This is a genomic window from Bacillus sp. SJS, from assembly GCF_000732485.2.
Classification (GTDB): Bacteria; Bacillota; Bacilli; order Bacillales; family Bacillaceae; genus Metabacillus_B; species Metabacillus_B sediminis.
The window spans coordinates 1-18,506 of record NZ_JAQV02000036.1 but is presented as its reverse complement, the minus strand read 5'-3'; the positions used below and the strand labels follow the sequence as shown (position 1 = coordinate 18,506).

General features: G+C 40.9%; 22 protein-coding genes. 20 read left to right on the top strand and 2 right to left on the bottom strand.

What is annotated here, in order from left to right:
* Window positions 1–1,044 (top strand): transglycosylase SLT domain-containing protein (locus AS29_RS20865; protein WP_035413894.1); only part of this gene is annotated, 1,044 nt, incomplete at its 5' end.
* An 89-nt stretch (window positions 1,045–1,133) separates the two neighbouring features.
* Window positions 1,134–2,150, top strand: a complete 1,017-nt coding sequence (locus tag AS29_RS20860) for a phage late control D family protein (RefSeq protein WP_035413892.1) — start codon at window positions 1,134–1,136, stop codon at window positions 2,148–2,150.
* Window positions 2,151–3,081: 931 nt separating this feature from the next.
* Here the strand turns inward: AS29_RS20860 and AS29_RS20850 are convergent.
* Entirely contained in the window at window positions 3,082–3,657 is a 576-nt protein-coding gene (locus AS29_RS20850; protein ID WP_035413887.1) for a DUF3967 domain-containing protein, read from the bottom strand.
* Between the two features lie 253 nt (window positions 3,658–3,910).
* Between AS29_RS20850 and AS29_RS20845 the strand changes: the two genes are divergently transcribed.
* The 6 genes from AS29_RS20845 (at window position 3,911) to AS29_RS20820 (ending at window position 7,215) form a co-directional block, all read left to right on the top strand.
* The gene (locus AS29_RS20845; protein ID WP_156506010.1) at window positions 3,911–4,378 is read left to right on the top strand and encodes a hypothetical protein; all 468 of its coding nucleotides are present in this window, start codon (window positions 3,911–3,913) and stop codon (window positions 4,376–4,378) included.
* Between the two features lies 1 nt (window position 4,379).
* Window positions 4,380–4,718 carry a helix-turn-helix domain-containing protein gene (locus AS29_RS20840; protein WP_035413883.1) on the top strand — a complete coding sequence of 113 codons (339 nt, stop codon included), beginning with the start codon at window positions 4,380–4,382 and terminating at the stop codon, window positions 4,716–4,718.
* 164 nt (window positions 4,719–4,882) lie between these two features.
* Window positions 4,883–5,458, top strand: a complete 576-nt coding sequence (locus tag AS29_RS20835) for a recombinase family protein (protein WP_035413881.1) — start codon at window positions 4,883–4,885, stop codon at window positions 5,456–5,458.
* Window positions 5,459–5,469: 11 nt separating this feature from the next.
* A complete protein-coding gene (locus AS29_RS20830; RefSeq protein ID WP_035413905.1) occupies window positions 5,470–5,676 on the top strand; it encodes a hypothetical protein in 207 nt (68 codons plus the stop codon).
* 11 nt (window positions 5,677–5,687) lie between these two features.
* Entirely contained in the window at window positions 5,688–5,981 is a 294-nt protein-coding gene (locus tag AS29_RS20825; RefSeq protein ID WP_035413879.1) for a hypothetical protein, read from the top strand.
* A 499-nt stretch (window positions 5,982–6,480) separates the two neighbouring features.
* Window positions 6,481–7,215, top strand: coding sequence for a hypothetical protein (locus tag AS29_RS20820; protein ID WP_035413876.1), 735 nt, complete (start codon window positions 6,481–6,483; stop codon window positions 7,213–7,215).
* Window positions 7,216–7,607: 392 nt separating this feature from the next.
* Here the strand turns inward: AS29_RS20820 and AS29_RS20810 are convergent, their stop codons facing one another.
* Window positions 7,608–7,826 carry a hypothetical protein gene (locus AS29_RS20810; RefSeq protein WP_035413872.1) on the bottom strand — a complete coding sequence of 73 codons (219 nt, stop codon included), beginning with the start codon at window positions 7,824–7,826 and terminating at the stop codon, window positions 7,608–7,610.
* Window positions 7,827–7,977: 151 nt separating this feature from the next.
* Between AS29_RS20810 and AS29_RS21505 the strand changes: the two genes are divergently transcribed.
* The 12 genes from AS29_RS21505 to AS29_RS20755 form a co-directional block, all read left to right on the top strand.
* On the top strand, window positions 7,978–8,145 hold the full coding sequence (locus tag AS29_RS21505) for a hypothetical protein (protein ID WP_156506009.1): 168 nt from the start codon (window positions 7,978–7,980) through the stop codon (window positions 8,143–8,145).
* A 1,066-nt stretch (window positions 8,146–9,211) separates the two neighbouring features.
* Window positions 9,212–9,574: a hypothetical protein gene (locus tag AS29_RS20805; protein ID WP_035413870.1), complete on the top strand. Its 363-nt coding sequence runs from the start codon at window positions 9,212–9,214 to the stop codon at window positions 9,572–9,574.
* A 669-nt stretch (window positions 9,575–10,243) separates the two neighbouring features.
* Window positions 10,244–10,450, top strand: a complete 207-nt coding sequence (locus AS29_RS20800; protein ID WP_231890006.1) for a transposase — start codon at window positions 10,244–10,246, stop codon at window positions 10,448–10,450.
* A gap of 1 nt (window position 10,451) precedes the next feature.
* Complete coding sequence (locus tag AS29_RS20795; protein WP_051860900.1) at window positions 10,452–11,264, top strand: replication protein; 813 nt, start codon at window positions 10,452–10,454, stop codon at window positions 11,262–11,264.
* Window positions 11,265–11,295: 31 nt separating this feature from the next.
* On the top strand, window positions 11,296–12,162 hold the full coding sequence (locus AS29_RS20790; protein WP_051860899.1) for an ATP-binding protein: 867 nt from the start codon (window positions 11,296–11,298) through the stop codon (window positions 12,160–12,162).
* A 98-nt stretch (window positions 12,163–12,260) separates the two neighbouring features.
* Complete coding sequence (locus AS29_RS20785; RefSeq protein WP_035413869.1) at window positions 12,261–13,004, top strand: hypothetical protein; 744 nt, start codon at window positions 12,261–12,263, stop codon at window positions 13,002–13,004.
* Between the two features lie 67 nt (window positions 13,005–13,071).
* The gene (locus AS29_RS20780) at window positions 13,072–13,437 is read left to right on the top strand and encodes a hypothetical protein (RefSeq protein WP_035413868.1); all 366 of its coding nucleotides are present in this window, start codon (window positions 13,072–13,074) and stop codon (window positions 13,435–13,437) included.
* Between the two features lie 12 nt (window positions 13,438–13,449).
* On the top strand, window positions 13,450–14,001 hold the full coding sequence (locus AS29_RS20775; protein ID WP_035413866.1) for a hypothetical protein: 552 nt from the start codon (window positions 13,450–13,452) through the stop codon (window positions 13,999–14,001).
* Between the two features lie 57 nt (window positions 14,002–14,058).
* On the top strand, window positions 14,059–14,571 hold the full coding sequence (locus AS29_RS20770; protein ID WP_035413864.1) for a tyrosine-type recombinase/integrase: 513 nt from the start codon (window positions 14,059–14,061) through the stop codon (window positions 14,569–14,571).
* A complete protein-coding gene (locus AS29_RS20765; RefSeq protein WP_035413862.1) occupies window positions 14,568–15,113 on the top strand; it encodes a site-specific integrase in 546 nt (181 codons plus the stop codon). Before AS29_RS20770 ends, AS29_RS20765 begins: the two co-directional genes overlap by 4 nt.
* A 535-nt stretch (window positions 15,114–15,648) precedes the next feature.
* On the top strand, window positions 15,649–15,831 hold the full coding sequence (locus AS29_RS20760; RefSeq protein ID WP_035413860.1) for a hypothetical protein: 183 nt from the start codon (window positions 15,649–15,651) through the stop codon (window positions 15,829–15,831).
* 93 nt (window positions 15,832–15,924) lie between these two features.
* Window positions 15,925–18,506, top strand: a 2,582-nt coding sequence (locus AS29_RS20755; RefSeq protein ID WP_035413858.1) for a phage tail tape measure protein, incomplete at its 3' end; no start/stop codon positions are given.

Genomic DNA, 18,506 nt, shown 5'->3' with positions numbered 1-18,506 from the left:
TATAAGAACGGAAATATAGGGGATGCGTTCAATACCGGTCTAAATTGGGTCAAAGGGGCAGGAGTCGCAGCAGGAAATGCAGTGAAAGACACGGCTGTTAAAGCGGCAGGTGGCGTAAAAGCCGGAGCTATGAAAGTCAAAGACGCTACATTCGATGTATTCAGTTATGTTTCAGACCCTGAAAAGCTTCTCAGTAAGGTGATGGAGCAATTTGGGGTCAAAGTACCCCCATTTAACGGAACGCTTGGAAATGTGGCTTCTGGGGCCTTTAAAATGGTTAAAAATAACGCCCTATCCTTTCTTAAGGGAAAATTAGAAGGATTTGGTACGTGGAGCGGAGGAAAAGCGGCACCTGCACAAGTACAGAATTGGTTGAAATCGGCTATTGGCATTACAGGTGTACCAATGAGTTGGCTTGGGCCTCTCCAAACCATGGCCATGAAAGAAAGTGGAGGGAATCCTCGTGCGATAAACCTTTGGGATTCTAATGCGAAAAAAGGAACGCCTTCAAAAGGCTTGCTTCAAACGATTGATCCCACGTTTAATGCGTACAAAATGCCAGGCATGAATGATATCTGGAACCCTATTCACAATGCTGTAGCAGCTATCCGATATACCTTGTCCCGATATGGTTCCATCTTTAATACCCCAGGCATAAAGAATATGTCTAAGGGCGGCGGCTATAAAGGATATTACAAGGGTGGAAAAGTGCCGAATTCCCAATGGGCCTGGGTGGGAGAAAGAGGACCTGAATTGTTAAAGCTTCCCGGTGGATCTGAAGTCTTTTCGAATGGAGAGAGCCAGGGAATGCTTTCCGGAATGATTGGATATGCAGAAGGATCAGGCGGCCAGGTAGCGAGCGGGAATAGCGGAACTGTTCAGCAGATTTCCTTCCCATATAACCCGGAAATCAAGGTGGAAGGGACTGCAGACGCTTCCGTGATTGAAAGGGCTCTTCAAGCCGGACATGGAGAATTTAAAAACATGATTCTTCAGGTAATGAAAGAAATTGAAGAAAGAAACAACCGTCTCAAATTCACCTAAAGGATGAGATTGATGAGAACATATACTGATACATTCGATAAATCGTTCGAACAGGACGTCCTCTTTTTCGCAAGTGAGGAGGACTCCTGATGGATGGGAGAAGAATAAAGCTGGAGATTCAATACAATAATCAATCCATCAGTCAGGCAATCGCTCCCTTTGTCACTGATCTTACGTTTACGGATAATTTGTCAGGACAGGCCGATGATCTATCCATCTCAGTGGGAGATCGGGAGAGAAAATGGATGAATAACTGGATACCAGAAAAATCTGCTTCTCTCCAGGCTTCAATACTGGCAACAGCCGGATGGGGTAATACCAAGGCCTTTACCCGTAAACTTGGATATTTCGATATTGATCAAATTGATACGAGCGGTCCGCCGAATAAAGTATCTATAAAAGCAACGTCCGTTCCAGAATCCTCTACTCTGAGAAACCAGAGAAAAACACGATCCTGGGAGAAGGCAACATTCAAGAAAGTCGCTCAAGATATCGCAAGCAAAAACACCATGAAGCTCCATTTCAGCTCGGAAGAGAACCCTTTACTTGATAGGGTGGAGCAGCAAAACGAAGCGGATCTTGTATTTTTGATGCGTATCTGCAATGAAGCGGGATTTTCTCTTAAAGTAGCCAATAAAAGCCTTGTCATCATGGATGAAGAAAGGTTGGAGAAGGCTACGGCAGTTGATACCATTAGTCGAACAGATTCTCGTCTGAAGGACTACGGAGGCGCGGATAGTCTGAGTAAATGTTACAAATCCTGTCGGGTAACGTATGCCGATCCCAAAAAGAAAAAAATCATATCGTATATCTTCACTCCGCCGAAACCTGAGAAAACAAGCCGGGTGTTGGAAGTGAATGAAGAAGTCTCTTCCGAAGCCGAAGCCCGGAGACTGGCGAGAAAAAGTTTGAGAGGACAAAACAAGGAGGCCTGTACATTTTCTTTGAAGATGACCGGTTTTCTTACGTATTATGCGGGCCAGACTTTGAATATCACAGACTTTGGACATTTCGATGGAAAATACCTTATTACGGCAGTCAGCGGATCTGTAGGAACCAGTTCTGAGACTTCATTGAGTCTAAGGAAGTGCTTGGAGGGATATTAACAGGCTGTACCTTTATGAAAAGGGGGTCACCATTGGGGTGATCCTCTTTTTTTTGCGTACATAAGTCTGGCTTTGTATGAAGTTTGAAGAGCATTTAATTACTTAAAATTACCCCAAGAAATCCGCCCCCCCTAAAAAGCTGTTCTCCCAAATTTAGTTTAGGGAATTTTTTGTTGTTGGAAATTAGAATTGATTAGTGTGGCAACCACCTAATTACTTGCGCTTTGAAAATTGTTCTATTAAAGCGAAAGAAACCCTTATGTATCAGGGTTTCGTGGAGTGTTTTTGATGGATAGAGCGGTGGATAAAAACTATCCATAAATCTTTCCACTTTACTATCCAAAAATGACGACGTTCCTGTAGCTGTTTTTGAAGAATTTAGAGCCCGGTTTTTAAGAATTAGAAACCCGGTTAAAAACATTAGAATGCCCCCTCCAGATCCTCCGAATGGTTTCCTATTTTAGTTCTTAAAAAGTCAGAATGCCCACTTACACACCATGCAAATGTCTGCATGGTTTTTCGTTCTTTCTGAAGCTAAATAATGCTGCTGCATTGGACCGGCGGGGCTGAGTAATTTAGTTTGGCATTTGTAAAAGCCAAATGAATGTAGCCAATGCTGTAATAAACTTTGCTGAAAGGGTAAATCTAAATTGTTTTTTCTTTAAATCCAATGATAGTATCAATCGAGTGACCTCCTTCATCTAAACGTTGTGGTGATCTCAGCAGATAATACTGATAAGAATTTGAATTGGCGCAACAACCCTCAAATATATAAGTGATGACAACAAGAATTTTTTCATGTTTTTGGAAAAGTATGAAATACCGATGAAAAAACCCCTCAGAATTGAATCTGGGAGGTTTTAAATGAAAGACATATAAAAAGTACCTTCTTCTCGTATTTAAGGGCTTAAAACGGAATCTGAAAAGCCTCTTATCGGCCAAAAACTCGATCCCAAAATGTTTTTTTATTATTTAAATCCGGCTGCTTTTCGTGTTCTTCTTTAGCAGTTGCAATTAACTTTTTTGTTTCTTGGGATTCACGAATTGATTTCATAAGCAGCTCGTCTCTCTTTTTAAGACTATCTTCTATGTAACTCTGCTGTTCATCGAGCCTTTTAACAAGTGCCTGATTGAAGTCTTTTTGTTGTTCAATGTGATCCATAAGAACGGATATCAAACGGTCATTAGAACGGTCATCGTCACGGTGTTCTTCTGTTTTTTCTGCTGGAACGATACCCGTTCGAGGAGAGAACGACCCCTTGCCAAACCTGTCTACTATAACAATTGATGCGTTATTTATTTGCATGTTGTGATTTTGTACAAGCTCTTTCAAATGCTTTAAAACTGTTAGGTCTCCCTCGATAAACAGGCGCTTATTTTGTTCCGATCTCATAAATTTGTATCCAGCGCTCTCTAATGAAATACACCATTTTCTTAGCGTGCTGTCACCTACATCTAAAGTAAGGCTAACTTCCTTTGGTGTAAAGGCTTTTTCATACTGTTCCACCGTTTTTTCCCCCGTTCTTTTCCGCGTTTTATATACCGTTATTCTAATTGATTATCACTCATTTTGACAGATAGAACGGCTATTCCCTTTTTTAAAGCATTAATCAAATAAATTTAACTTTTTTAAACTTTGTTCTGGTAAAATAAGCCCAAAAGTTGCAAAAAAATAAAAAAGGTATATTTTTTCCAGGAGGGGGGAATATATTGTATAAGATATAAATTAATTGAAAATTTATATTCTGTACAGTATAATCATGGCTACAATCATCTATTTAGAGGACAACGGAGAAATCTCGGTTATCACTGAGATTAAAAATATTGTGCAGCTAGGCAAGGAAGGAGATTCTGATGCTCGAACTTTGGCGCGCTACATCCGTCAGGGTTTAACTCAATTAGAAGCAGTTGGAATTCCTGCAGAAAAAAGACTTGAAATGTACGGCTATGAAGACAATGGAGATGAAAGGTTTTTTAATTTGTTGAAGCCTCTAAGAGGACCTAAACCTTTGTATGAATTCAGAGTCAACCGAAGTACACCTGGAGCTTTTCGGGCGATTTTTTTTGAATACAACTTTGAGGGAGAACAGTATCTAATTTTCACAAAGGCTGTTTTGAAAAAAGGTGATTCTAATCCTCCAGAGTTTCAAACTGCTATGAGGGAAAGTGAACGGCTTTACCAGGATTTCTTTAAAGACCCGTCCAAATATTTGGAAGAAGGTGAGTAAATTGAAAAATATAAAAAACCAACACAAAGACCTTATGGATCTGTTAGATCAAGTTCCTGGTGTTAAAGAGCATATGGAGAAATTTGAAGTTCAAATGGCTCAACAAATTCTTGAACGGAGAATTGAACTCGGCTTAACTCAAGCTCAATTGGTTAGAATTATTCAGCAACAAGGTGAGAGAATCACTCAAGCCACTATTTCCAAAGTTGAATCTGGAGACTCTGCTGTAGGAGCAGACACATATAATAAAATCTTACATGCTCTGGGCGGAGCTGCTCACATTGAAATTGAATTTGGGGAATTGCCCAAAAGCGCCCAATTAGCATTAGCTTACGCATAAAATAAAATCCATTTCAGCCTCCTCTAATAAGGAGGCTTTTAGTTTGTTTAAATTGTATCAATTGAGTTTAGTCAAATGATACAAAAGTAAACACTTGTTTCTTTTGGTTTTGAAACGTATCATATACATGTATCAAAATTGAAATTCAGAATGGAGTTAGAAACATGCGATATGGATACTCTAGGGTTTCGTCGGTAGGTCAGAACTTAGAGGCACAAATTCTAAAACTAAAAGAATTCGGTTGCGATAAAGTTTTTAAAGAGAAGATCAGCGGGAGAAAAAGGGATAACAGGACAGAATTCCAGAAGATGCTGGATACTGTTAAAGAAGGTGACACCGTAATTGTTACGAAGCTCGATCGTATGGCTCGCAGCACAAAAGACGCCCTGGAAGTAATAGAGCTGCTTAACGAAAGGCAAGTAGCCCTGGTCGTTCTGAATATGGGCGGTAGCCAGCTGGATACGTCCACACCAATTGGAAAGCTTATGGTGACAGTTTTAAGCGGAATCGCGGAATTTGAAGCGGATATGATAAGGGAAAGGCAGCTGGAAGGCATAGAGCTTGCGAAACAGCGCGGTGTTTACAAGGGCCGCCCGAAGAAGTACACCGAAAAACATAAGGGCTTGGCCCATGCAATCGAACTTTTCCGTAAAAGGAATGCAAATGGAATGACAGTAAATGAAATATGCGAAATTACAAATGTAAGCAGAGCAACACTATATAGAGAAGTGAGGGAATAAAGTGAATGTCTATGTCATTAGCAATAATTAATGAGAAATACGAGTCCATTCTTTGTTCACCTTTATCATCTGGAGAGAAAAGTCGAGAGTATGGCCAGTTAATGACGCTTATGGAAAGAGAATTTAAAATTCCAGCTCTCAGGGATCCGGAATGGGAAAAAGAAAATATGGCTGTGATTGCTATGTACAGAAAAATTTCTATGAGCAGGGATTTGTAAGGGGGAAGTAGATGAATATTGAACAAGCAAGAGAAGGGATTAAACAATTGGAGCGCTATATTGCTTTAGTCGAAGGTTACCAAGTTAAGTCGCTAGAAACGGCAGTTATCAAAATATACGCAGAGCGCCAAAATGTTGCCGATGTAGCTGTAACTTTAAATGAGCAGGGATATAGAATCGACGGTCGGAAGGTAGTAACTTCTGATGTTTCAGGGATTTTAAGAAACAAACCAAAAGATGAGCTTTCTGAAATTGTCCATAAGTGGTTTAAATCAAATCAAAAGAAAGTAAATGTATTTATTTAAAAAGAGGTCGGAAAATTTCCGGCCTCTTTTGATTTAGGATCTCATCCCTAAATCTTGTCCAGGACCTGATTTCATTCCCGAACAACAGTCGGTCATAGGTAACCAGCCTACAACCTTTTAAAAAAAATGAAGGAGGATGATCCTTCCCACTCAGAAAGCAGTATAAAACTTATAGAAGCACACTGCAAGAAACTAGTATAGTAAAACTAAATAAGAAGTTATAGCACATTAATGTTTAAAGACAATAATATTTTTCATTTAATGGATGAAGTAACCAATTAGCTGATGCTAAAATAGATACAACGTTGGTTCATAAGACTTATTGTCAGGCGTTCTTAGCAAGAACGGGTACCGTTACACCTTATTATAACACCGTTATTATAACCGTTCGAACGGCCGTTACCGAAAGGGAAAAAACCTTAATTCTAAAGGTTCATTCCGTTCTTAGAGTTAACTAAGTGACCGGTTAGACACTAGATAAATTATTAGGGGGATTTTTATGATTAACGCAACATTTGGGAGAGAAATTGCTGAGACTTTAACAACTGATTATTTCATATCCGAGGATTTTTTATATGAATCTAGCCAAATGGCAAAGATGAAAAATTTCACATATAAGTACAGATACAAAGATATTTATTATTTCAAGGTATTTCCCCAAGACGGTGGAACCTATTTTGATGTACGTATGAGACCGGGATCTGTAATGGAAGAACAAGCGCTAAGCAAGTTAGCAAAACCAGACCTGCTTAAAGCTATTAAAGGATGGTTACATAATATTAAATCCGAAACAGAGAATCTGCCATTTTCACGCCAACTCAAAAAAATGCAAACCGATATTTCAGACATGCAAGACAAGTTTGACAAGCACATAATGGAGGGTGACAACTACTTTTCTCAAGAGGAAGGAAATGAGTTAAGAAGTCGCTTGGAGCAGATAGAGTCTCGCTTAGCTGAGACATTGGACGAATCTGAAGCAGATGAACTTAAAAAGCTTACAGAAGATGTAGAAGGGTTGAAAGCATTAGTGGCAACATTATCAAAGAAAAACTGGTTATTAGCTCTTTCTGCTCGAATGTACCACTGGGGGCTTCGTAACCCTAATACTGCAAAACAGTTGGGAAGAGCTGCGAGAGAATTACTCCCTCAGGGCGTAAAAGATTCTCTTCCGAACGATGCTATAGATCAACTTCTTATTGAATCTCCCGTTTCTGCTGAAAATGACTCTAATTAACCCATAGGTTATGTAATATAAAACAATTGATTTTCAAGAAGTAACCGTTGTATAAACTTAAAAACAATCCGATATAAAGAATAAACGAACTGAGAGTGAAAGCATGCCCCCAAGTGAGGATTTTCAATTAGTTAATTTTGATATGATATGGCAAGCTGCCGGCCCTTTAATCATAACAGCCGTTACAGTGCTTGTTATCGCCGTTATAGCGCTTATAGGACTGTCTAAAATACAAGGTGGGCTTCGAAAAGACCTTGCCCGAATCGTATGTATCTTAGTAGTGATATTTGGAGCCATTGTATCTCTATATGTATCATCAAACTTATGGTCGATCTAAACTATGAAACTATGCGAAAGGCTGCGGATTAGGAAGCAGTCTTTTTAGCTTGTGCTTATTTTTTGACCAGAGTTAGCTCATATCCAAGTAAGTGGACAATCTTCTGCAGATCCCGGACCCGAATGGCGTTATTGTCCAGGGAGGACTGAAAGGTGCTGCGAGGCATCTCCAGGGTTTCAGCCACTTCTTTAAATGTATGGTACTCGGAGCCTTCCATCATCAGGCGTAGTGCGTTTTTAAGCGTTACCGTGTCTAAAGAGATATTTTCCATCATGTTCAGTCCCCCAATATATTTCAACCTGAGAGTATTTTAACGTTTTTTAACTTAAATATAAACTAAATATTAAATAATAGTTGATAAGACGAATATTTCGTCTTATTATATAAGAGTAAGATATAGACAAACGAGAGGGGAACAAAAAGAAATGGAAGATTTAAAAGTCATTGCAGCAAAATTGTATGAAAAGTTAGGGAAAGAGCCGGATGGATCTGAAAGCGGAGTAGTGGATCTGAAGGTCTTGGTAATGGAGTGCCTGGAGAAAGGCATTCTATCAGACATTGAGTACGAAGCTATTAATAATCTCATGAACTAGGCTTGCCTTCTCTAGTAAGCAAGTATTATACTAGTTTTAATCAAATACGCTCGGATAAATGAAAAAGCCACTCCATCATGTTAAGTGTTACCAGCACTTAACGGAGTGACCTTTCGCCTGTGCCTCACCACAGGTAAATGATATGTCCATTTTAACTTGTATTCTATTGTATTGCAATAGAATTGTTTTGGCATATTCTGTTTACCTGTCTTGTTTTTAACAGGTGAATAGAATATGCCTTTTTTGTTTCTCGGACACGTGGAATTGCCTGTAAACCACGTTAAAAACTGATTCCCGGTAGATCCTTACCGGCTTGACTTGGTGGAGGTCGTGCAGACTGCCCATAGAGATTCTCTATGTAGGCGTTAAGAGTCCACTGTTCCGACAACGGATTCCTATTCATTCGTTGTCGGGTGGCGCGGACGGCCATGAACGGTCCGGGTGGTTATCGTTAGTCTTACGGGACTAGGGAACACACTCAGCTTGTCGCATAGGGGCGATATTATGTAGGACAAGCCTTGTAAGAGGGTGTGTACGGTGAAAATCGTTAAGTGAATAGGGTCTATACATACGGATACATTGCGAACCGACGCAAGTAAAGACGCTTATCTCTCTTTGCTGAGCAGCTTATCCTTTGCTGCTCAGCAAAGGGGATAAGTCTGCCTGCCAGCCGTTGCAATGCTTCGCCTCAGCAAGTCAAAAACCCAAAACCATGTCAAGCCCAGATAGTAAAAAAATGATAGAATTGCTCTCGAAAGATGTTGGGTTTAGGGCCAGGTACCCTCAAACGGTAGAGATCTATATAAAGCTGGTGAGGAGATAAAGATTTTAAATATTTGCTTGAAAGATTGAAGAAATCTCAGGGAAGTATCAAAGCATTTCTGCAGGTGCAAGAGGGGGAAAATGTTAGGAAAGCTTCCCGATCTCTTCGAGGAGTGCTTCTTTTAGTGTGTGGGTGGCTAGAGAGAAAGTGATAATCAAGTTTCTTCTGTCATGATTACCAGGATTGAGGACTTACAAAAAGATTAGCAGCATGTGGTGTTGTCAGCTCAGAGGGGACGTTTAAGTGAATACAAATGATTTTACTGAAGATGCACGAGTAACAAGTGTCAGTATCATAGCAGCTGAACAAAAAGTGATTGATTTGAATTACAATTTTGTTGAACATTCTGTTAATGAATGCGGGACAGAGTGTTTGTCTGTTCAGTTGGATAAAAAGAATTTGGATTTAGAATTGTTAGAGGAACTGCTGTATTCCGAATCAATATTCTTGATTGTGACATTAGATTTAGAAAAAGAAATTTTTATTAGGGCTCATTTGAATAAGATTAGGAATCATTTTTCAACTGTCCGATTGAATTTCCTGTTTATGAATAAATTTCATAGAGCTACTTTTAGTAGCAGAAAAAACTCAATATTAACAACTTAGAGCAATCCTCAGGGTTGCTCTATTTTTATCTAAAATCATAAAGAGCGACTACAACAATAATAACCTTGTCACCCAAAAGCCACTATATAGTGAGGGAGCTTATTTTTTAAGACGTCATTTTGCCCCTATGTAGTGAGGAAACAATTTCGGTGCACTTTTGCCCCTATAGTATGAGAGGGAGAAATTTTTTAAACAAATCATTAATCTATCATTATCCCTTGGTATATAAAGATTTGTCATATGTTTGCCCCTATATTATGAATGTGATTAACAAGCCATTTCACAGTTTTTGTCACCTAAATGCCCCTATATAGTGAGGGGATCTTTATTTTATGGAGCACTTTTGCCCCTATAAAGTGAGGAGATAATTTTAGCGTTATGACACACTTTTGCCCCTATATTATGAGAGGAGAGAAAGAAATTTTTCGACATCTACTGTTTATCGGTGAATCTATTGATATTAAAGGGATTAAGGAGAGATTAAAATTTATTTTAGTTAGATTCAGAAGAGAGAATAAAGATTTTTAGACATAAAACGACAAGAGTTTGCAGGACAAATGCCCCCTATATAGTGAGGGGGTCTTTTTTTATTTAAGCGTTTTGTAGTACACATGCCCCTATATAGTGAGGGAACAACAACAATAATAATTTTTGAGGGGGAGGGTGCAGGTGTATAAAACCTTTCAGAGAAACATGGAGATCCGGGAGATAAAGAAAGATATTCCTATTTGGGTTATTGCCAATCGTTTGAACGTTCATGAGAATACCTTAAGGAATTGGCTGAAAAAAGATTTGTCCCAAGAGAGGAAAGATCAGATCATCCAGGCTATTTTGGCAATTCGAGAAGAAATCAGATCGGAAGAACGGATGAGCTGAAGTGGAGAAAACACAACCAGATAAGGGGTTTACAAAAGTCTCAAATGAGATATTGGAAGCTTTGGCCAGAGTGAAGCTGAGCCCTACTCAATACCGACTTCTTTTCGTGATATGGAGATATACGTTTGGATTCAATCGGGAAGAGCATGATTTATCCCTCTCTTTCCTCAGTGAGGCAACCGGCTGTGATAAGCGGCAGATCCAAAGGGAGCTGAAGTCACTGGAAGGCCGCAGCATCATCTACCAGAAAATCAAAAACGGTAGTTATCGAATCATCGGATTTGTTTCTGATCCATCACATTGGGCAAGCATTGGTGAAACTATCAATGCTAGGGTTGACGATTTCACCAATGGTAGCATTGACAGTTTCACCAACCAAGAAAGAAATAAAGAAAAATCTAAAGAAAAGGATGATAGAGTGAGAAATTTGAATCCATTTTTAGAGTACGAAAAATCTTTTGGAGTTCTTCCTGGAGGGATTTTTAAAGAAGAGATTATTTATTGGATGGATCAGAGCAACTTCCTAGAACCAGAAGCAATTATTTGTGAAGTCATTCAACGAGCAAAGATGAATACTCCAAAAAATCCGTCCAGGTATATCACGAAAATCATCAGCAATCTGCATGATCAAGGTTTATTTACGCTTGAAGCTGTCCAGCAGTATAACAGCCAATTTGATCAGAAAGTTAATAAACAAGCAGTTAAGAGGGCAAATCTGGACGTTTCCAAGGTACCAGAGAATTTGGAAATTAAGCGTTTAAGCCAGGAAGAGTGGCATCAAATAAAGCAACTGGAAGACGATCTGCCGTATTAGAGGCTAAAAAAACACAGAAAGGTTGATTGTGTTGAAAGTTCTTAAAAAGATGGGCTTGGAGGAAATGAGAAGAAAATCTCTTAGACATTTTGTAAAAGAGCTTCAGAACCGAGATGATTATGAAATTCGCAACATTTCACTAGATTGCGACAGCTGCGGAAAAGAAGGTTCTGTAACCGAAATTCAGTACAAAATTTCTGGGGATTCAGTCTGGAAGGCTGCCATGAGCATGCTAAGCGAGTGCCAATCCTGCCGCGATCAGCGCGAACTGGCCAAAGTAATGGAAGACGATCTCACCCATATGAAAGAAGAACGCTCATCTCGATTAATGGATGAGTATTTTTTAATTCCAGAAAGTTTACGGAATGCCGGTTTTAAGACATATAGGGAGGCCAACGATGTTACCGGCTTTGCCAAAAGAGCTGCTATGAACTTTACCAAGCATTTTACTCCAGGCCAAGCTAACAATTTAGTGTTTATAGGAAGCCCAGGTACAGGAAAGAGTCATCTCTGCGCAAGCATTGCCAGAACCATAAAAAACAGAGAGCTGAGCGTTGGTTTTTTGACTACTGGAACGCTCTTAACCAAAATCAAGTCCACTTGGAAAGACGGATCCAGCAAAACAGAGGAGCAAATCTTAAGGGATATCCGCACTCTAGATCTACTGATTCTCGATGATATCGGAAGCGAATCAGGCGGCCAGAGCAACAGCTGGAATAAAAAGACGCTGTTTGAAATTGTGAATGCCAGGGAAGGGCGGCCAACCGTCTACACCACCAATTACACAGAAACAGACCTTGCTCAGATAGTGGGAGAACGGGTGGTAAGCCGATTGTATACTAACAGCGAATTTATTCAAATGTTTTGCGAGGATTACCGAAAGACTCTTCAAATCTAACTCAGATTACAAAAACTCTTTAAGTAGGTGATTCAAATGTAGAGGCTGCCGTTAACAGCAAACCCATCCCCAAAAAACAACAAAAAGGAGAGAGCGAAATGTTCAATAAAAGTTTAGAAGAACTGATGGATAAAGCGTTTGAGAAGAAGAAAAAAGTGGAGAGCTTGCTTGAGGGAGTAAAGAGAGAGGTTGCTGCAGTTGAAGATTCGATTCAATTGCAAAATCAAACCCTTGTAGAACTGGAAATCGAAGAAGAAAAATCTGGCCAAGATGCGTGTAAGAAAGAAATCCGTAAACTAATCATTCAAAAAGATGAACTGAATAGCCGGATGAAAGCGTACCAGGAACAATTAAAAAGAGGGGTCCTTAACCAAAAAGAGATGGATGCACTGAGAAAGGCATATTCTAGAGAGCACGAGTTGATGGAAGAAGAATTAAATGGCTTTTATTCTGAGAGAAAAGAAACTGAAAATCAAATCCGGCAATTGGAGAATAAAGCAAAGGAACTCCAATTTAAGATAGAGATGTTAAGTAATAAGAAAAGTGGTTTATCAAAAAATCGTAACATTTTGACATGTCTTGATCCCAGAACAGAAAGGTTTGATTTTTTAATCAAAGAACAGATCTTAAGTGGTTGGTTTAAGGGCCACGACATGGAAGCTTTAATTGCAAAAGAAATGAATAAGCAAAATCCGCCTGAAGTAAAACGGGATGTTTTCGTATTCGGCGAGGAATTAAAAATAGTTGAACAAGAAATGATCGAGCAAAATCCGCCTGAAGTAAAACGGGACGTTTTCGTAGTCGGGGATAATAGAAAAATAGGTAGAACGAGGATGTGGTAAAAGAGTGTATTCACTCGTTACCAAAAACTAAAAGAACTCAAAAAATAATATAAAGGTGGAATTTACGATGAATGCAGAACAGCTAAAAAGACAATATCCACATATCTTTAACGAAATAGTAAAAACCGGATATCAAGAGGGATTAGCAGAAGAGACACAACGTATTGAGGCAATTAATTCACTACCTAGGCCGCAGCAGATTTCGCCTGATGAGTTTGCGGAGATCATTGCTAGAGCCAAGGATGATAAACATACAACGGCGGGTGACATCGCCGTTCGCCTTTTAGCGGAGTTGGAAAACATTTCGGATATTGCCCATGTTGTTTCGGCACTTAAAAAGAATTCCGAACCATATGCTCAGGTTACCGGTGCAGTGAGCGATCCAGACTCTGATTTAATTAATTCGTACTTATCGAGAGCTAAAAAATACTAGGAGCTGTGGATAATGGTAACCGAAAACTTAGAAGCATTAACAAAAAAAGCTCTTGAAAAGAAAGAGAAAATAGAAAGTCGGATTAAAGGGTACCAACAGGAGATTTCAGAGATTGATACCGAAATCCATGCCCAAAATGCAAGAATGACAGGGCGCGATCGAGAGGAAGTCAGCGACCAAGAGAACTGTAGAAGAGAAATTGGTAGATTGAGAGACCGTCGTAAAGAACTGCAAGATGTCATGGCAATCGACCAGGCACACTTGAAGAACGGGATGTTGAGTCAAAAGGAATGCGAGGACATAAGGAAATCGTTTAGAAAAATAGAGGAAACGTCTCGAGAGCAGCTGGAAGCTGTCCGTTCAGAGAAAGAGAACATTGAGAAAAAAATCAATGGGCTGAAAAGTCAACTAGAAGAAGCAGCGAGCAAATCTTTTGAGGCAAGAGATACGCCTAACCGTGCACGACAACATGTAGAGAGGATTTTGAGTTGTATTGATCCTCGAATCGACAAGCTTAATTATCTGGATCGGGAACGTTTCGTGAAAAACTGGCTCGTCCAGTAAAGAGGTCCGGATACGGTAAAACGTATCCGGATAAACAAAGTAAGGAGCAGAGAGGTTATGAACACTAAAACAGGAAATCCTATTGTCTCTACTCAAAAATTGAAAGCAATGATGGATCATCTACAAGGACGGAATCGCCAAGACTTTATCTTGTTTAGTATAGGAATTCATACCTGGTTAAAGTTCGAAGATCTCCTCATGCTGAAAGGCGAAAACATTGGAGAGGATCACATAAAGATCAGTGAATCCAGCACCAAGAAACTGCAGCGCATCCTGATTTCGGAGGAGATCAAGGGAGACCTGGTGTCTTTTATACGAAACAAACCTCATGGACACTATTTATTTTACAGGGAAACAGATAGGGAACAGGCGAAAACAGACACTCTCTCTAAGTTGAAGGCAGCGGCTGAAGCGGCTGGCATTCCGGAATTCGATGAGGAGACCATGAGGAAGACGTTCGTTTTTCACGCGCTTCAGCAGGACTTTCCCCTTCCCTTGCTGCAGGAAGCCCTGGGTTTTCCTTCGCCGGATTCTGTGCTGGAATACATCGGGATGGGTGAAGCCGGATGAGAGTGGTTCAGCCGATCCGGGATAAGGAGATGCTGGCTGAGATTAAGAGATACCTGGAGCACAAGAATGACCGGGACTATATTCTTTTTCTGCTCGGGATCTACACGGGATTGCGGATTGCAGATCTTCTGAGACTGAGAGTGGGGAGCTTGAAAGACAAAACTCATATTACGATCAAGGAAAAAAAGACAGGCAAAGCGCAGACCATCAAGATTACCAAGTCATTGAAGAGGGCGCTTAAGGTATACCTGGCTGATAAGGAATCGACGGAGTATGTCTTGAAAAGCAGGCAGGGTGGAAACAAACCAATCAGCCGGGAACGGGCATACGGAATCCTGCAAGACGTGGCCAAGGAGTTTAACCTCAGTGCCATTGGCTGCCACACGATGCGAAAGACCTTCGGCTATCACATGTACCAGCAGACCAAAGATGTGGTCTTGCTGCAGGAGATCTTCAATCATTCGGACCCGGCCATCACCTTAAGGTATATCGGAGTGAAGCAGGACACGAAGGACTTCGCCTTTGACCGAATCGACTACTAACGTCCGTTTTCGTTCCAGTAAACGTTAAATCAGTATTGTTTAACTAAAAATACAAATCATCCATAACCCTTACGGTATCAAGGGATGCGGCACGGGAAGCAGTTTAACTCCCTATATACTGAAGTTAACTGGAGCACTCGGCAGGGTAATTTCCAATTTTGTTCGTTTTGATGAAAACTCAACGAACACCTAAAAAACCGAAAAACCCAGTAATATCAAGGGTTTTGGCTATTTTCAGATTTTTATAGGTTCTTCTGAGTTTCGTTCCGTATGCGGGTGCATACGAGCCCAAAAACGCTCCAGTTTGTGGGCGGAAAAGGTGATTTCCGTTTCACTTTCGAAAATCTCGGGAAATAATGGCGGATTTTATAATGAACCTTGATATAAAAGGATTTATCAGAAAAATAGTCGGTTTTAAACAAAGGGAAAGTGCGTGAAATTTCGGAAATCCCTCCTGTAAAGAGCATCATAAAACGGAAATTCGAGGAGAAAAACGGCGAAAATCCAATGAATTTTTGAGAGTAATTCCATTTTATTGAAAAAATTCCAAAGTGAAAGAGAATGGGAGAGGAAACCTATCGACCAAGGAGCGCTTGAAAAATTAGCAGATGTCCTGGATGAGCACAGAGGGCAGCATTATGAAGAATGGTTCCGGCTGCTTATTGAATTCAAAGAGGGATATATAGCGGGATTAAAGAGTAGGGACGCCAAGAAATAAGGCGTCCTTAATCTTTTTAAGGTGGTGATGACTATGTGAGGGAAAATGACTTAAAAAAAATAGAAACGAATGAAAGAGAGAAGGTGAATAAGAATGAGCGGTCAAGTGTATGAAATAGCGTTTAGGATGAACGCAGCAGTATCTTCTTCCATGCGAAACGCCTTCAACCAGGCGAATCAAAGTTTGGGTGAACTCGAATCTGGATCCAATACCCTTAATAAAAGCATGGGAGTTTTATCTAAGGGAGCGATAGCAGCTGGCGCCGCATTTGCTGGCATTGCAACCGGAATTGGCATCGCCGTTAAAGCGACGGATGAATACAATACGGCCATGAAACATATCCAGGCTTCTACCGGAACCGCAATCGGGGATATGAAGGAAATCAAACAAATCTCCAAAAATCTCTACAACGCTAATCTAGGCGAGGACTGGAACGATTTAGCTGAGTCCATTTCACTAACGAAGAGCGTATCTAAATTAAGCGGGAAAGAGCTTGAGGCGGCGACAAAGAATGCTCTGATCTATCGGGATGTATGGGGAGAAGACATTTCGCAATCCCTCAAGGCTACCGATACGATGATGAAAAACTTTGGGATTTCTAGCACACAGGCTTATAATCTCTTGGCCCAAGGGGCTCAAAAAGGGCTTAATAAGTCGGATGAGCTCATGGATAGTGCGAACGAATATACGCCATACTTTAAAACCCTCGGCTTCTCGGCCAACCAGATGTTTGATGTCTTCAGCGCAGGGCTCGAAAATGGAGCCTTCAACCTGGACAAGGTGGGGGATGCGGTAAAAGAGTTCGGGATCCGGTCTAAAGATGGTTCAAAGGCCAGTATGGAAGCCTATAAGATGATTGGTCTCAGCGGGGATAAGATGACGCAAACATTTGCTAAAGGGGGACCAGAAGCTCAAAAAGCCTTTAGCCAGGTAGTCGATGCGATAAAAAAGGTCAAAGATCCAGCCGTTCAAAATGCGGCAGCTGTCGGGTTATTTGGAACGCAGGCAGAAGATCTAGAAATGAAGGTTATCACTTCCATGGGGAATGTGGCCAGTCAATTTGATATGGCCAAAAACACTATGAAAGAGGTAGGGAACGTTAAATATGACACGCTCACTCAGTCCCTGCAAGGGATAGGAAGGCAGATTGAAACCGGAATCCTTATTCCTATAGGTGAAAAGGTGCTACCGAAAATGCAGGCGTTCTCTGATGCGATTAAAACCAATATGCCGGCCGTGAAGAAAGTCATAGACAATTCCATGGGTGGACTAGGTAAAACCATGGATATGGCAGGTAGCGGCCTTCAAAAAGCATTTATCGCCATGGCCCCAGCTCTAAAATCGGCTGAAAGTGCTATTCGGCCTGTCATAAGCCAAATAGGTGAGTCGGTGCTTGGTATCTGGCGCCAAATTACTTCTTTCTGGAACAAAAACGGTGCAAGTATCACAAGCGGGTTTGTCATGGCCGCCAAAGTGTTTGGTGCCGTCATCGGCGGTTTAATTGGAATTTTTAAATCCTTGCTGCCAATTGTCATGCCGATTGTCTCGACCATAGCAACCTTTGTCATGGATACTTTTGCAAAAGTGGCGGCGTACTGGAATGAAAACGGTGCGATGATCCTCCAGGCGGTGCAAAATGTTTTTGCCGGAATCAATGCAGTCATCCAATTTTTAGCACCGGTTATCCTTTTTATCCTTCAATCCGTTTGGTATAACGTGGCCGGAGTGATCCAGGGAGCCCTAAATATCATCATGGGACTTGTCACATTTTTCTCAGCTCTTTTCACCGGAAATTTCGGGAAAATGTGGGAAGGGGTTAAGCAGCTCTTTTTTGGAGCCATCCAGTTTGTTTGGAATCTTCTCAGTCTAATGTTTGTAGGGAAAATCATTACAAGCATCAAATCTCTTGCCTCTGGTGTCACCGGCCGGATCGGTGGCATGTGGACGAAAGTAAAAGAATTTTTTGACGGCGGGATTGCTGGAGTTTGGACAAGTGTGATGGGATTAGGACCAAAAATAGCTCAAGGATTTCAAGCGGCCAAGGATATTGCAGTTGGCTTCGCACGCGGCATGTGGAATTCTATCAAGCAATTCTTTGGAAACATCGTTCAGGGAGCGCGTGAACTGCCCGGGAAAATCGGTCAAGGAATCAGTAGCATGGCCGGAAAAGCACTTGAAGGGTTGAAATCCATGGGGAATCTCTTGCTTAGCGGTATTGGGACCATGGTGAATGGAGTTATAAAAGGCCTGAATTTTGTAATGAGCAAACTCGGCATGGATCTAACCATAAATGAGTGGGTGGTTCCTCAATATGCAAAAGGAACGTCCGGACATCCGGGCGGCCTGGCTATTTTAGGGGACGGCGGTGGACCAGAGTTATATCGGACACCGAATGGACATGTAGGATTAAGCCCAGGAACCGATACCTTAATGAATTTGCCGAAGGGGACACAGGTTGTTCCGGCTAAAGAGACTCAGATGATTCTCAGCAGTACCATTCCAGCCTATAAGAACGGAAATATAGGGGATGCGTTCAATACCGGTCTAAATTGGGTCAAAGGGGCAGGAGTCGCAGCAGGAAATGCAGTGAAAGACACGGCTGTTAAAGCGGCAGGTGGCGTAAAAGCCGGAGCTATGAAAGTCAAAGACGCTACATTCGATGTATTCAGTTATGT